The organism is Microcoleus sp. B13-B6 (genome assembly GCF_036705405.1).
Lineage (GTDB): Bacteria > Cyanobacteriota > Cyanobacteriia > Cyanobacteriales > Microcoleaceae > Microcoleus.
Genome location: NZ_JAUBUJ010000061.1, coordinates 1 through 14,878, shown reverse-complemented (window position 1 = coordinate 14,878; position 14,878 = coordinate 1). Strand labels below are relative to the sequence as shown.

Below are 14,878 nucleotides of genomic sequence, written 5' to 3'. Positions count from 1 at the left end.
AACTAATCGCAGCGCCAAATCTTAATCGTCTGATCCGCACTGCCACTGGCGAGCAAATTGCCCGAAGGTGCGATCGCCACCGAGTACACCGTACCCGAATGTCCCTTAAGACTGGTCAACAACTCCCCCGTCTGCAAATTCCAAATATTAATCGTATTATCATCGCACCCGCTAGCCAAAGTCAAACCGTCCCGACTGATAGCAACCGACTCGCCCCGACTCACATAATTCTGCAAAATATGCAGCGCCTCATTCGTTCCTAAATTCGTTACACCGTTTCCCCTCCCAGAATTAGTATTTAAAATCCGCAACAAACTGCCCGTGTGTAAATTTCGCAGCTTAATCGTATAATCATTGCTGACGCTAGCAAGAATCTGACCATCGGGCGCGATCGCCACAGAATTCACCCCAACATTCAACCCCGAAAGAGTCCGCAGCAACTTGCCACTTTCCACCTCCCAAACCTTACTCGTCGCATCCGAACTACCACTGGCCAATATTTTACCGTCCGGGCTAAAAACCACCGCATTCACATTGTCAGAATGGCCCCTCAAAGTCCGCAGCAACTCACCACTCCGCAAATTCCACAGCTTAATCGTATTATCAGCCCCGCCGCAGCTAGCAATTACCAGGCCCTTCGGGTTAATCGCCACCGAATTCACCTCCATAGAATGTCCCGGAAAAGTACACAGCAAATCGCCGTTGTGCAAATTCCAAAACTTAATTGTTTCGTCCGAACTGCCGCTGACCAACATTTTTCCGTCATAGCTAATAGCAACTGAATTTACGCGATCGGAATGTCCCGTCAGAGTGCCAATTAATTCCGTGGTTTCTAAATCCCAAATCTTAATAGTTTTATCCCAACTACCGCTAGCCAAAATTTTGCCGTCAGGGCTAATCGCCAGAGAATTCACAAACGATGAATGTCCCGGCAGCGTATATACACACCGCCATTTCTGATGTTTTAATTTGTGAGCTAATTCCTTCACGCGCTTAGCTGCAGCCTCAGCTTCCTCTCTGCGTTTGAGTTCAGCCTCCTCCAAACGCTGGCGTTCCGCCCTAGCTTTCGCCTCTCGCAGCGCCAGCCGCCGCATCTCTCCCTTATAGACTATTCGCTGCTGCTCCTGAATTTCTTTAAGAGTTTCAATATACGGTTTTGCCCAATCTTTAGAAAACCATTCCTGAGCAAATTCCGCCTCTAATGTAAATAGCTGAGGTTCGTGAGTAAAATCGATATTTAAATAATACAAATCCGCTAAAAAAGCCGCCAATAATTTGTGAATTGTCACAATTATTTGCCTAATAATCCGCAAGCTCAGCTTTCTATCTTTTCCCTCCGCCTCCAACTGGTGATAAACCTCTTCCCAATTCCAAGGCTGCATCGCCACTAGAGAAACGCTCTGATTGATGACTCCCCAAAAACCCACATGAAAATTAACTTCATAATCGCTGATATCGCTGTACAGTATAGCTGTCGGTACGGGAGACAACACAGTCTGCAACCGCTCCACATCAATATCAGAAATGGATTTTTTGAAATAGTCTCCGTAAAACTGAACCGGGCACAACTCTCCGTGCGGGGGGTAGTGCTGGTTCAAAAAAGCTCTTAACTTAGCCGGCAGCTCGATATTCAGATTGTGGCGAAACGAATCGGGGCAATCTTGGCTAATTTTTGCGGGAGCAACTAACAGCAGCAATCGGTGCTGTTGCTGCTGCAAAATCTGTTCAGTTTCCTGCCTGCTCAAATTAGAAAACCAGTTGTCCCTGTCCCAAATTGTTTGAATTTCGTTCAGCTTAACTCGAATTGCTTCGGATTGAAACTCCCGCATTAAGTCGCGGCAAAGCCGACTAATTGCCCGCTTATCTCTTACTTCTTGTGCCTTAATTCGATTAGCCCGTTCTTCCTTTACCCTTTCTTCTGCGTCGGCGATCGCGATTAATTCTTGTTCTCTGGCCTGCTGCCGCTGCAAATATCTCACTTGTGCTTTAATCCAGCGGGGGTCTTTTTTGATTTGCTGGTTCAAAGCTGAAGAACCAGAGGGCTCAATTTCTGCATAGCGTTCGTTGACAGCGCTTGCTCCCAATCTTTCTCCCAATTCCGAGGCTACAGGCTTCAACAGTTCAATTAGGGTGTCTGAGACTGGGCGGGGTAAGGACATACCAGTTAAAACTTTTTCTTACTTAAGGGCGATCGCGCGAGTCAGACATATCCCCCTGGGGCGGGGACTCTTGGCAGGGCTATTAGATTTGGGCGATCGGCCGATGCTATATGTAAGGCGTATCGTGCAGGCGAATCGTGCAGCCGCGCCAGCTTAGCACCTTAACTTAATAATAATATTTATTTATACACTTTACATTTTACCCCGAATCTGACTAGAAAACACCGACGGAAAAGACTTCAGGATATGCGATCGACCCTGAGTTCCCCCAATTTGTTTTTTTTGTTGCCATTTCACTCGCTCTTGTCTATAATCGTACTTCACAACCATAATTACGGTATTCCTACCTAAAAACCGTACTTTATCTAGAGGAACAAATATAATGAGCCCGTGGCAACGCCTAACTCAACACCTTCACTGGCCGCAACAGCCACCAGCCGGTACAAATAAATCATTGACTGGGCTGAAAAGATTTGTGTCACTATTTTTAGTGGGAATAACTTTAAGTCTAGCCGTTGCATCCTGCGGCCAGGGAACCACCAACAACCCCGCAGCCAGTCCCGGCAGCAGTCCAGGCGGTGCTAGCCCAGCAGCCAACAAAGGCAACGTAGAATTAACCCTAGTATCCTTCGCCGTCACCAAAGCCGCCCACGAAGCGATAATTCCCAAATTCGTAGAACAATGGCAAAAAGAAAAAGGCCAAACCGTCACCTTCAACCAAAGCTACGGCGGTTCCGGTTCCCAAACTCGCGCCGTAATTGACGGTTTAGAAGCAGACATCGTACACCTAGCCCTCGCCCTCGACACCGCAAAAATCGAAAAAGCCGGACTAATTCAACCTGGGTGGGAAAAAGAAGTTCCCAATGAAGGCATAGTCAGTAAATCCGTAGGAGCAATAGTTACCCGCGAAGGCAATCCCAAAGGCATCAAAACCTGGGAAGATTTAAGCAAAGACGGAGTAAAAGTGATTACTGCCGATCCCAAAACATCAGGCGTTGCCCGTTGGAATTTCCTCGCACTTTGGGGCTCTGTTGTTAAAACCGGAGGAGACGAAACCAAAGCATTAGACTTGACTACTAAAGTCTACAAAAACGTCCCGATTCTGACTAAAGATGCCCGCGAAGCCACCGACGTATTTTTCAAACAAGGCCAAGGCGACGCCTTAATTAACTACGAAAACGAGATTATTCTGGCTGGTGAGAAAGGCGAAAAACCAACTTATACTATTCCAGAAGTCAATGTTTCGATCGACAATCCCATTGCCATTGTCGATAAAAACGTTGATAAACACGGTACTCGCGAAGTCGCCGAAGCATTTGTCAAGTTTCTCTACTCCCCAGAAGCTCAGCGAGAATTTGCCAAAGTAGGCTTCCGCCCAGTAGATGCGACAGTAGCGGCGGAACCAGAATTTGTCCAAAAATATGCCCCCATCAAAACCCTATTTACAGCTCAAGACTTAGGAGGTTGGGGAGATATTCAGAAAAAATTCTTCGATGACGGAGCTGTTTTTGACAAAATCCAAGGTTCAATTAAACAGTAGTGGCCGGGGCGGGTTTACGAGTTGATTGGTTTTAGTCAAATACGATCGGTAAAACCCGTATCTGGTATGGCGCCTCGCTGCTAGATATGCGATCGCGCCTTGCAGATTGTAGGATGGCGACGCACCCTACATCTATCTAATGAGCCGGGGCGGGTTTACCAGATGATTGGTTTTAGGCAATTATTTTTGGTAAAACCCGCCCCTACAGCAATTATTCTTTCCAACTCAAAACTATTGACTTATGGCTGGATCATCTGCAATCAGTAACCCTCAATCTCCGATCGAAAATATCAAAAAGGGGCTGGGCAAAATAACATTACCTTGGGGAATCACCCTAGGCTACCTCAGCTTAATGCTATTCCTCCCAGTTACAGCTATGCTGCTGAAAGCCAGCACAGCAAACCCGGTCGAGTTTTGGAAAATTGCCACCAGTCCGATCGCCCTTTCCGCCTACGATGTCACCTTCTTTACGGCATTAATTGCGGCCTTAATTAACGGAGTCTTCGGCACATTAATTGCCTGGGTATTAGTCCGCTACGACTTTCCCTTAAAACGGATTGTCGATGCAGTCGTCGATTTGCCCTTTGCACTGCCTACCTCCGTCGCCGGTTTAACTCTCGCCACAGTTTACAGCGATAACGGCTGGATTGGTTCGCTTTTTGCACCTTTGGGAATCAAGATATCCTTTACTCGCTTGGGCGTAGGTATAGCGATGATATTTATTTCCTTGCCATTTATAGTTAGAACCGTACAGCCAGTTTTAAACGAGATGGAAAAAGAGATTGAAGAAGCAGCTTGGTGCTTAGGTGCTTCTCAATTTGAAACTTTCTGGCGCGTAGTTTTGCCACCGCTATTTCCGTCTATTTTAACCGGAGTAGCACTCGGCTTTTCGCGAGCGGTTGGCGAGTACGGATCTACTGTAATTGTAGCTTCTAACATACCGTTCAAAGATTTAATCGCGCCCGTATTAATTTTTCAAAGATTGGAACAGTACGACTATGCAGGAGCAACAGTTATCGGCACTGTCATGTTAGGTATTTCCCTGGCAATGCTGTTCGCCATTAATCTCTTACAAGCATGGAGAAGACGCTATGACGGCTAATATCAATTCACCCGCTGGTTACACATTTCCTCCCGCAGGTTCTAGTCGGAGTCAGGAAAAAGCTTGGGTAAAACCAACTTTAATCGGAATTGCGATCGGCTATCTCGCTCTTGTCTTATTTATCCCTACTCTCAACGTTTTTTACCAAGCTTTCCGAAAGGGATTTGAGCCATTTTTTTCTAACTTAACCTCCCCAGATTTTCTGCACGCAGCGCAACTAACCCTGGTAATTTCTCTGATAGTTGTACCTGTAAATACAGTATTCGGTTTGTGTGCAGCCTGGGTAATTGGTCGCAACAAATTTCCGGGTCGGACGCTATTAATCAGCCTTTTAGATGTGCCTTTTGCCATCTCTCCCGTAGTTGCAGGTTTAATGATTGTACTGCTTTACGGTCGGCTGGGATGGTTCGGACCGTGGCTGGAGGGGGCCAATATTAAGGTTATTTTTGCCTTCCCTGGGATGGTGCTAGCTACTGCTTTTGTTACCTTGCCTTTTGTGGCCCGCGAAGTAATTCCTGTTTTGGAAGAAGTGGGAACAGATCAAGAAGAGGCGGCAAAAACTTTAGGAGCAAATGACTGGCAAATTTTCTGGAATGTCACGCTTCCCAGTATTCGCTGGGGATTGCTTTACGGAGTAATTTTGACCAATGCTAGAGCAATGGGAGAATTTGGAGCTGTTTCTGTGGTGTCGGGAAATATTGCTAAGAAAACGCAAACTTTGCCTTTGTTTGTAGAGGATGCTTACAAGCAGTACGCGACGCAAGCGGCATTTTCGGCGGCGGTAGTTCTCGGTCTTTTAGCAGTTGTTACTCTCGTGCTTAAGGAGATTTTAGAACGCAAAACTAGGATAAAAGAAGTTGAAGAATAGTCATTAGTCATTAGTCATTAGTCATTAGTCATTAGGGATTTAGGGTGCGCGCTGTGAACCTCATCCCTCAAACGATTCATTAGTAAGGTGCGGCGCTATCGACAATCTGGTTGGAAGCTCGAAAATCTCACAGCGGCATATCCTACAAGATATTGGTGCAAAGTGTAAACTGAAACAAAAATTAGGAGTCCCAAATGTTAGCTAACAACACTAGCGAATCTGAATTTGAGGCGATCGACAATTTTCACAGAACCCAAGAATCAGATATTCCCCACTCTGATAGTGGTGACAGCAGACCAACTCAAACCCGCATTCGCATTCGTGTTCCTAAAGAATACCATCAGGAACCTGTGATTTCTAACCTGATTTCTGAATACGGTTTGACGGTGAATTTTAATGCCGCTTTGTTGGGTGTCAAAACTTTAGATGACGGTTGGTTTGACTTGGAACTGAACGGTACAAGTAAACAGATTGAAACGGCTCTGATGTATCTCAATGATTTAGATGTAGAAATCTGGAGCAATTCCAATAATCCCGATGAAGAAACTTGGTAATTAGTGAGTTTTGGATTCCCCAAATGGAAGAGGAGTTAATATTCTGGACGGTGACGCCAAATTTTCTTTCCTCTTCCCGGTCTCTTGAGTATAATAGTCTCCATAAATATTAGTCATGAGTCAATCGATTTTAGATTTTAGATTTTAGATTTTAGATTTTAGCATTGGCCCCACGGATAAATTCGGGGGGCAAGTTTCATCGGATGCACGTTTTTTATTTCTGGACGGATGAATCCGGGGGCTTGTATCCTAGATGCTTTAGGTGAGGATTAATCAGTCCTATCTATTCCTGTAAAAGAACTTTTTTAACTTTTGTAGTGAGGAATGCAAGTCTTCATAAAACTCAGAGGACTTGCATTCCTCACTACAAACAAATTTGAGGGCGGTTGGTCGTTAGCGAAGCCCTCGAAGAGGATCGCACATACCGATAATTCAGCAGCTAACAACTACCAAATAACACCAGCTTACAGCTAATAACCGTGACTGATGACTCTTGACTAACAAATATATAGCGGTTCTCAAGCGTGGTGAGGTATGCCCTATACCCTATGCCCTATGCCCTATGCCCTATGCCCTATGCCCATGAGTACCTCATCTTTCTGAGAAAGGTTATAGATAGCCATCAGTTAACTATTCGATTGACAATTTTTATAAAATCTGGTTTTTTCTCCATCTCTGACATATCAATAAACAGCGCGCAAGTCTTCTCCAACATTATTGTTGTACCAGCCGGAACAATATCCCCCTTTAAGACTTCTAAACAATCAAACTAACTCAGTTAGGGCAGGGGAGCATATAAAAAAGTTTTTGTCAATATTCCATTTAGGTGAAAGTTAGGTTAGGTGAAATTAGGGGCGATCCTCTTCGTTGGCGTAGCCCCCGTAGGGGCGGGCTTCGCCAACGACTCTCATCCGCGCTGGAAAAAGCTCGATCGTTGCTGCGGTTGGTTTGTGATATGAATTTGATGTGTGCGTGTACCAGGAGAATTTGAACGTGGAAATCTATAAAGAACGGAAACACCAGATAGTTTTTGCTGATTCACAAGTTAAAGATTGTGAAAGTTTAACAGAAACGCTCAATCCCGATACAGAAATTGTTATTCTCAAAGCCGATCGCGACGGCATCGAGCAAATCGCCGAAACACTTAAACAGCGGAAAAACATTGCAGCCGTCCACATTTTGTCTCACGGTGCAGCAGCCAGCTTGCAACTGGGAGCAACAGAACTAAATCTGTGCAACATTGAAAGCTACCGCAATTATTTAGAAACATGGTTTGCTTTGCCAGCAGCCGAAACAAACTCGAACTCTTCAATTACAGCTAAACCCGAAATTCTACTTTACGGTTGCAACGTCGCCGCCACAGAAGCAGGTGTGGCTTTCGTGGAAAGGCTGAGCCAGCTCACCGGGGCAAATATTGCCGCGTCCGATAACTTGACCGGGAATGCGGCACTGGGTGGAGACTGGGAACTAGAAGTAACTACGGGCAACATAGAAACACCTTTAGCATTTTCAGCAGAGGCGAGGGAAGCTTACAGTGGCGTACTGGCTGACTTGAACCAAACGACTGGCGACTTTAACGGACTGGTAAATGCCATCAATGTTGCCAACATCAACAGCGGCACTGACACGATTACTCTCACTGCCGATATTACCCTCGCAGGGCAATTGCCGAGAATTACCGACACCACCACTATTGTTGGCGGTGGTTTCAAGATCAGCGGCAATAACAACCGTGCCTTCGTAGTTGATAACACAACATTTAACATCTCAAACCTCACCATTGATGCCGCAAAAGCAGTAGGCAACGCGGGAACCACCGGTGGTGGTGGCGCTGCGGGCTTAGGTGGCGCACTTTTTATCAACAACGGTACAGTCACAGTTGACAGAGTTACTTTTTCTAATAACTCTGCCGTTGGCGGTGCAGGTGTGGCTGGGAATGGTGGCAAGGGTGGTAGCGCCGATCTGGGTACTTTATTCGGAGGTACGGCAGGGACAAATGGCAGAGATGGTCGCACCGGTCTAGATAGCACTGGCCTGGCAGGTGGAATAGGTGAAAACGGCGAAGCAGGCACTTCTGGAAATGCAGGCGGTACAGGCGGTAAAGGTGGTACTGGTGGTACTGGTGCTACTGCTGGCGGGACAAACGGTGGGGCTGGTGGCATTGGCGGCACTGGTGGTGCTGGTAGCGTTGTCGGTAGTGGCGGCGGTGGTGGAGGTGCCGGTGGCCTTGGCGGTCCTGCTGGTAGTGGGACCCAGGGTAATGGTGGCAATGGCGGTGCTGGCGGTGCTGGCGCCTTTGGTGGCGGCGGTGGTGCTGGCGGTCTACTCGGCACTGGCAACATCAATGGCACTATCGGCGCTGGCGGTATTGGCGGCTTCGGCGGCGGTGGCGGTAGTGGCAATGGTGCAAGCGCTGGAGGCACTTTTGGCGGTGCAGGTGCTATTGGCTTTGGTGGCGGCGGTGCAGGTTTAGGCGGCGCGATTTTTGTTGGCGGTGGCACTTTGACCATGACCAACAGCACCTTATATAGCAACACAGTTACTGGTGGCAATGCTGGTAATGTGGCCGCAGGTGCGGGTACAGCAGCAGGTGGCGCAATTTTTGTCAACTTAGGTGCTACCGCTACTCTGACCAATAATACGATCGCCTATAACACTTCCACAGCAGCCACAGTTGGCATACCGGCTAGTCTGATTGCTAGTGCCGGAGGAATTTACAACAACGGCGGTACAGTTACAGTCAAAAACACGATCGTTGCTGGCAACGTTGCTACTACCGACACAGATGTTACAGGGGCATTCACAGGAAATAACAACCTGATTGGGGTTCTCGGCACTAGCACGGGTTTCACAGCTCAGGCATTAGCGGTTCCTTTGGCAAATGTATTAGCTCCAGCAGCCTCTGCCGGACTCAACGGTGCAACTACCGGCCCGTTCACCCTGGCCCTAGTTGACAACAGCCCCGTCACTACCAGCAGCAACCCTGCAATTGGTGGGGGCGACCCGACAATAACGGCAGTGGGCGCTACAGCTTTTGACCAACGAGGTACTGGCTTTCCTCGAAAAATTGACAATACTCTTGTCAGCAAACCGAATATTGACATCGGTGCTTACGAGTACGGGCCCGTGGTCGTGGGTCAGAAATTCAACGACCTTAACGGGGATAGCCTGCAAGGTGCCGCGGCAACTGAACCAGGTCTAGGCGGCTGGACTATTACCGCAGGTACGAAGACTAATGTAACATCTGCCGTTGCTGCCACTCTCGGCCAATACACTCTCACGGATACTAAGGCAAATACAGCGATCGAAGAAACGTTACAAACCGATTGGGTGCAGACTTTGGCACCAACGGTGACGACTGGTACTGCTGATGTTACCGGTGCTAACTTCGGCAATTTCAAAAAAACCTCGATCGCGGGCAAAACCTACACAGACCTCAAAGGCGACGGCTTCACGTCCGATGACACCACACAAAACGAGGTCACGGTCACTTTATACAAAGACACCAACGGCGACGGCATATTCCAAGCAGCCACAGATACGATCGTGGGTGCGCCGGTACCGACTGCCGGAGCCGGAGATTACACATTCTCCGATATCGGCCCGGGCAAATATTTAATACAAGCCACGGCCCCAGCCGGCTCTAGGATCTCTTTTCCCGCTGCCGCAATTCCCGTTACCGCCCTAAGCGGTACTCCGGTCATCAACACCGCAGCGACTCCCACCAACTTCGGTATCTTCAAAAACATCACCATTAGCGGTACCAAATTCGAGGACAAAAACGGCAACGGTGCCCTAGACGCGGGAGAGGTAGCACCGCCAACTCCTTTTGATATTCAGTTAGTTAACGCCGCCACCGGTACAGTGGCACAAACCAAAACTACAGATCCCACCGGCAACTACACCTTTACCGACGTTGGACCCGGCACCTACACCCTGCGGGAAGTGCCAAAGCCTGATTGGCAACCAACTCTTGCCCCCACTGGCAGCATCACTACCAACAGTGGCGTCAACATCACCAACACCGCAGCCACTCCCACCAACTTCGGCAACTTCCAACTAGGCAAAATCAGCGGGATCAAATTTAACGACCTCAACAAAAATGGCATCCAAGATGCGCCAGCAGAACAACCCCTAGGAGGCTGGACAATCTACCTGGATGCCAACGACAGCGGCAGCCAAGATGCAGTACCAGCCGAAACAGGCACCAACGCCACCGTCACCGATGTCGCCGGCAAGTACCAGTTCACCAACTTGCCAGTCGGCACTTATACAGTGCGGGAAGTGCCACAAACAGGCTGGACGCAAACTCTACCCCCTGTCAATCCAGCTAGGCCTACTCTTCCCGGCGCGTTTACGATCGCCGTCACCAGCGGCACAGATTCCCAAAACAACAATTTCGGCAACTTCAGACCCAACTCGATTAGTGGTCTGAAGTTCAATGACCTCAACAACAACGGGGTACAAGATACCGGGGAACTAGGACTTCCCAATTGGAAATTCTTCCTCGATACAAACAACAACGGCACTCTCGACACGGGAGAAGCGAACACTGACACCGATCCCGCAGGCAACTACAAATTCCTCGACTTGCCAGCAGGTACCTACAAGGTGCGGGAAGTCTTGCAGCCTACTTGGACGCAAACTACCCCCGACCCGGCGGACATCACTGTCACCAGCGGTCAAGACATCGCTAATATCAACTTCGGCAACTTCCAGCCGGCCACTATCAGCGGTCAAAAATTCAATGACCTCAACAACAACGGCATTAAGGATGCCGGAGAATTGGGGCTAGCTAACTGGCAAATATTCCTCGACAGTATCACTCCGGATGGATTGTTTCAGCAGGGCGAACCCACTACCATCACCGATGCCACGGGCAACTACACTCTTAAGGACATACCCGCAGGTACTTTCCAGGTAAGGGAAGTCCAGCAAAACGGCTGGACGCAGACGACCCCCAACCCCGCCCCCTTTGCGGTTAAGAGTGGAGATAACATCACAGGCATTGACTTCGGTAACTTCCTGCCCCAACCGGGGGCGATCCGAGGTCTGAAGTTCCAAGACACCAACAACAATGGCACTCAGGATGCTGGAGAACCGGGTTTACCCAATTTCCAAATTCAGTTAACCAATGTCGTAGCTGGAACTGCTCCTGCTCCTGTTACTACTACCACAGACAACACTGGCAACTACCTGTTCGCCAACCTAACGCCGGGAACCTACCGCGTCAGGGAAGTCAACCAAACTGGGTTTACCCAAAGCACCCCCGAACCCGCCGACATCGCCCTAACTTCAGGCGCTATTGTCACCGGCATCAACTTCGGCAACTTCCCAGCGCCGACGCCGACTCCGACGCCGACTCCGACTCCGCCGCCAGTGCCACTGCCACCTGTACCGACGCCGACGCCTGCACCGACGCCGACGCCTGCACCTGTAACGACGCCGACGCCTGCACCTGTAACGACGCCGACACCTGCACCTGTAACGACGCCGACACCTGCACCTGTAACGACGCCGACGCCTGCACCTGTAACGACGCCGACGCCTGCACCTGTAACGACAGATTTGGTTTGCCCTGAGAACTTCCCCAGGATCGCTACTCCCAATGAGGCCGGCACTCCTTCAGCGGGTAATGTGATCAATGGCCCTAACGGCGACGATACGATCGTGGGTAGTGCCGGCAGTGACTCTATCTTCGGGTTGATCGGCAACGATTTGATCTTTGGTCGAGGGGGCGGCGACTACATCAATGGCAATATAGCCAACGATACTCTCTACGGAGGCATCGATAGCGATACTCTCTTCGGTGGCAAAGGGTTTGACCTGATTTTTGGCGATCGCGGTAACGATACGATTTATGGCAATCGTGGCAACGACTCTCTTTCTGGCGACGAAGGCAATGACGTATTGTACGGGGGCAAAGCCGATGACGTAATGTTGGGCGGCGCTGGCGACGACGTGCTAATTGGCGATCAAGGCAATGACACTCTCTGCGGTGGCCAGGGTAACAATACCTTAATTGGCGGCAGCGGCGATGATTTGCTCTTTGCTGACACCGGCGATGATTTGCTCTTTGGCGGCAGTGGCAGCGATACCCTCGTCGGCGGCATTGGCAGCAATGGCTTTGTCTTGTCAGCGGGGGGAGGAATTGACACGATTTTCAACTTCACCGCAGGAGTTGATTCGATCAAGTTGGTGGGAGGCTTGGACTTCAATCAACTGTCATTAACCGAAACTAACGGCTCGACGGCGATCGCGATCGCCAACAGCGACCAGATTTTGGCTATACTCAGGGGCGTGCAGCCGAGCCAGTTATCGGCTCAGAGTTTTAGCTTGCTGGTTTAGCCCGCAGATCAAACTCGGCAGTTAGAACCGAGCATACACTTGCCTGCTGTCCCAACACAGAGGGACTAGCGGGAAGCACAACCTCTAAGCATGGGTTTGGAGGATCTGCCAAAGAAGGGGAATGAATTCCGTTCCCCTTCTTTTGTCAAATTTGTTCGAGATACTTCAGCAAGTCGGCCATTTCTTGCGGACTCGGTTGAAACTGCGGCATTGGTGGGGTTTGCCCGCTGGTGACTTGCCGGATCAGATCGAATTCGGATTTGCGATCGGAAACTCCGTGCAAGTTGGGCCCGACTTGACTGTCTGAAACGGATATGTGACAACCCGCACAGTTCATTTGAAAGATGGCGGAACCCTGAAACGGGTTGCCCGTGAGGGATAGGACGCTTTTGACGTAAGGATCGGCGACTTGAAATTGACGTATTGTGAGCGTAGCCAAGATGATGGCAAGCAACACCGCTAGCGCAAATATAGCAAGTCGCTCGATCGGGTTTTTAATTTCATTCCTGGCAAGTTGGTTATTCAAAGGAGTTCAATTAAAAATAGTATCTACAAGAAAATTTATTTCTCATAACATAGCTTAATCGTTCGCAGCGGGGAGAGCAAGATCTAATACTCCAGGAAGGGCGCTTTTTGGAAAATTCATCTGGGTAAGTGCTGGTAATATTAAAAATAGGTTGTTAAATCTTAACGTTAAGGAGATCTCATGGTAGAACCGCTGCTTTCAGGTATTGTTCTGGGCCTAATCTTTGTTACTCTGGCGGGGCTGTTTTTTGCTGCTTATCAGCAGTACAAGCGCGGCGATCAGTTGGGTATCAATAAGTAAAAGGGGTCTACAGTCCCTAACTCAGCCTGTCAGGGGGAGGGGGAATGGGGAATTGGGCATGGGGCATGGGGCATGGGGCATGGGTCATTAAATCGGCCTACTTACTTCTTCCCTCTTCCCTCTTCCCTCTTCCTTCTTCCTTCCGTTACATCCGTTACCGAATCCGTTGCCGAACTTCCCTCTTCCTTCTTCTCGACATCCGTTACATCCGTTACATCCGTTACCGAATCCGTTGCCGAACTTCCTTCGTTAAAGATATCGATCGAGAATAGCAGCAGTTTCCAAGCCTGTTTTTTCCCAGCTAAATTGTTTTGCCCTAGCCAAACCGAGCTCCCGTAAGTGCGATCGAACTTTGGCATCGACTGCAAGCTGGTGCATAGCAGAGGCAATTTCCTCGACGCTGTAGGGGTTGACTAATAAGGCTGCACCCCCTGCCACTTCGGGCATTGAAGACAGGTTAGATGTGATGACAGGAGTGCCGCAGCCCATTGCTTCGAGCACGGGGAGGCCGAAGCCTTCCCAAAGACTGGGGAAAACCAGGGCGATCGCTTGGTTGATAACTTTGGGCAAGTCGGCTGCGGGGAGGTAATCTAGGAATTTTACTCGATCGACCAATCCCAATTCTTGAACCTGCGCCTTCAGCAGCGGTGTATAGCGTTTGTCTTCCGAACCTGCTATCCACAATTCGTATTCGGAATTATGATGCAAAGCAGCAAAGGCTGCTACAACTCGCTGCACGTTTTTATAAGGATTGTGGCGGCCGATATAAAGAAAATAATTGCTTGTTGGTAAGTCTAAAAAACGGAAAAAACTGGTGTCGTATCCGGGGAAAATTGGCGTAATTAAATTAGTAGGAATCTTGCAAAAATTAGCGATATCTTTGGCAGTGGATTCTGAGTCGCAGATGACGTGTTGAGCCTGCCGCAGCACTTGGGGAATGTAATAGCGGTGGTAAGGTGTCAGAGGATCGAAGCGGCGGGGGAATCGCAGCGCTATCAAGTCATGTACTGTAATAATATAGCGGCAACCTGCAAATAGAGGAGCTTCTGGAATTGGGGAAAATAATAGGTTAGATTTTAGCTGTTTGTAAATTTTTGGGAGTTGGGTTTGTGTCCACACCAATCGGTTGATGTGTCCTTTGGTTCCTTGTTCTGGTGTTAGGTTGCCGGGGATTTGGTAGCAGTTGTTATTGGCAAATTTTTCGGCTGTTAGTAAGGTTGGGTTGAGGGATTTTAGGTGGGGAAATAGGTTTTTGGCGTAGATGGCTAAGCCGGTTGGTTTGGAAATTAGGAAGGAGAGGTTGATGAGCAGGTTGGATTGGGGATTGGGCATGGGATAATATGTAGATTGCGGTTTTTTGGTGGGATTTTTTTTTATTTAACCTGAGATATTGCACCATTCTCCATTAGCTTTTTAGGAACAGGCAAGATGCCTGTTCCACAAGAAAATTTATCTTTTGTGGAACAGGCATCTTGCCTGTT

9 protein-coding genes are annotated in these 14,878 nt (G+C 48.8%); 6 read left to right on the top strand and 3 right to left on the bottom strand.

What is annotated here, in order from left to right; translation table 11 throughout:
* Positions 1–2: 2 nt before the first annotated feature.
* Positions 3–2,159 (bottom strand): WD40 domain-containing protein, encoded by a 2,157-nt coding sequence (locus QUB35_RS23925; RefSeq protein ID WP_333144183.1) that lies wholly within the window; start codon positions 2,157–2,159, stop codon positions 3–5.
* 382 nt (positions 2,160–2,541) lie between these two features.
* Here QUB35_RS23925 and QUB35_RS23920 point away from each other — a divergent pair, with 382 nt between their 5' ends.
* The 5 genes from QUB35_RS23920 to QUB35_RS23900 all read left to right on the top strand — a co-directional run bounded on the left by QUB35_RS23920 (position 2,542) and on the right by QUB35_RS23900 (position 12,571).
* Entirely contained in the window at positions 2,542–3,699 is a 1,158-nt protein-coding gene (locus QUB35_RS23920) for a sulfate ABC transporter substrate-binding protein (RefSeq protein WP_333144182.1), read from the top strand.
* A 241-nt stretch (positions 3,700–3,940) separates the two neighbouring features.
* Positions 3,941–4,801 (top strand): sulfate ABC transporter permease subunit CysT, encoded by an 861-nt coding sequence (gene cysT, locus QUB35_RS23915; protein WP_333144181.1) that lies wholly within the window; start codon positions 3,941–3,943, stop codon positions 4,799–4,801.
* Positions 4,791–5,669 carry a sulfate ABC transporter permease subunit CysW gene (cysW, locus tag QUB35_RS23910; RefSeq protein ID WP_333144180.1) on the top strand — a complete coding sequence of 293 codons (879 nt, stop codon included), beginning with the start codon at positions 4,791–4,793 and terminating at the stop codon, positions 5,667–5,669. The genes cysT and cysW overlap by 11 nt, the downstream gene beginning before the upstream one ends.
* A 194-nt stretch (positions 5,670–5,863) precedes the next feature.
* Entirely contained in the window at positions 5,864–6,223 is a 360-nt protein-coding gene (locus QUB35_RS23905) for an NIL domain-containing protein (protein ID WP_333144179.1), read from the top strand.
* Between the two features lie 993 nt (positions 6,224–7,216).
* Positions 7,217–12,571 (top strand): SdrD B-like domain-containing protein, encoded by a 5,355-nt coding sequence (locus tag QUB35_RS23900; protein WP_333144178.1) that lies wholly within the window; start codon positions 7,217–7,219, stop codon positions 12,569–12,571.
* A 145-nt stretch (positions 12,572–12,716) separates the two neighbouring features.
* On the opposite strand, the gene QUB35_RS23895 is transcribed toward QUB35_RS23900, so the two are convergent.
* Positions 12,717–13,097, bottom strand: a complete 381-nt coding sequence (locus tag QUB35_RS23895) for a c-type cytochrome (RefSeq protein ID WP_333144177.1) — start codon at positions 13,095–13,097, stop codon at positions 12,717–12,719.
* A 180-nt stretch (positions 13,098–13,277) separates the two neighbouring features.
* On the opposite strand from QUB35_RS23895, the gene petG reads away from it, so the two are divergent.
* Positions 13,278–13,397, top strand: a complete 120-nt coding sequence (gene petG, locus QUB35_RS23890; RefSeq protein ID WP_006632329.1) for a cytochrome b6-f complex subunit V — start codon at positions 13,278–13,280, stop codon at positions 13,395–13,397.
* A gap of 249 nt (positions 13,398–13,646) precedes the next feature.
* Here the strand turns inward: petG and QUB35_RS23885 are convergent, their stop codons facing one another.
* Positions 13,647–14,729: a glycosyltransferase family 1 protein gene (locus QUB35_RS23885; protein WP_333144176.1), complete on the bottom strand. Its 1,083-nt coding sequence runs from the start codon at positions 14,727–14,729 to the stop codon at positions 13,647–13,649.
* Positions 14,730–14,878 lie beyond the last annotated feature (149 nt).

What these genes read in the sequence shown, in the direction of transcription:
- QUB35_RS23920 (WP_333144182.1), top strand. Translation starts at nt 2,542, where the DNA reads ATGAGCCCGTGGCAACGCCTAACTCAACACCTTCACTGGCCGCAACAG.
- QUB35_RS23925 (WP_333144183.1), bottom strand. Translation starts at nt 2,159, where the DNA reads ATGTCCTTACCCCGCCCAGTCTCAGACACCCTAATTGAACTGTTGAAG.
- cysW (WP_333144180.1), top strand. Translation starts at nt 4,791, where the DNA reads ATGACGGCTAATATCAATTCACCCGCTGGTTACACATTTCCTCCCGCA.
- cysT (WP_333144181.1), top strand. Translation starts at nt 3,941, where the DNA reads ATGGCTGGATCATCTGCAATCAGTAACCCTCAATCTCCGATCGAAAAT.
- QUB35_RS23905 (WP_333144179.1), top strand. Translation starts at nt 5,864, where the DNA reads ATGTTAGCTAACAACACTAGCGAATCTGAATTTGAGGCGATCGACAAT.
- petG (WP_006632329.1), top strand. Translation starts at nt 13,278, where the DNA reads ATGGTAGAACCGCTGCTTTCAGGTATTGTTCTGGGCCTAATCTTTGTT.
- QUB35_RS23885 (WP_333144176.1), bottom strand. Translation starts at nt 14,729, where the DNA reads ATGCCCAATCCCCAATCCAACCTGCTCATCAACCTCTCCTTCCTAATT.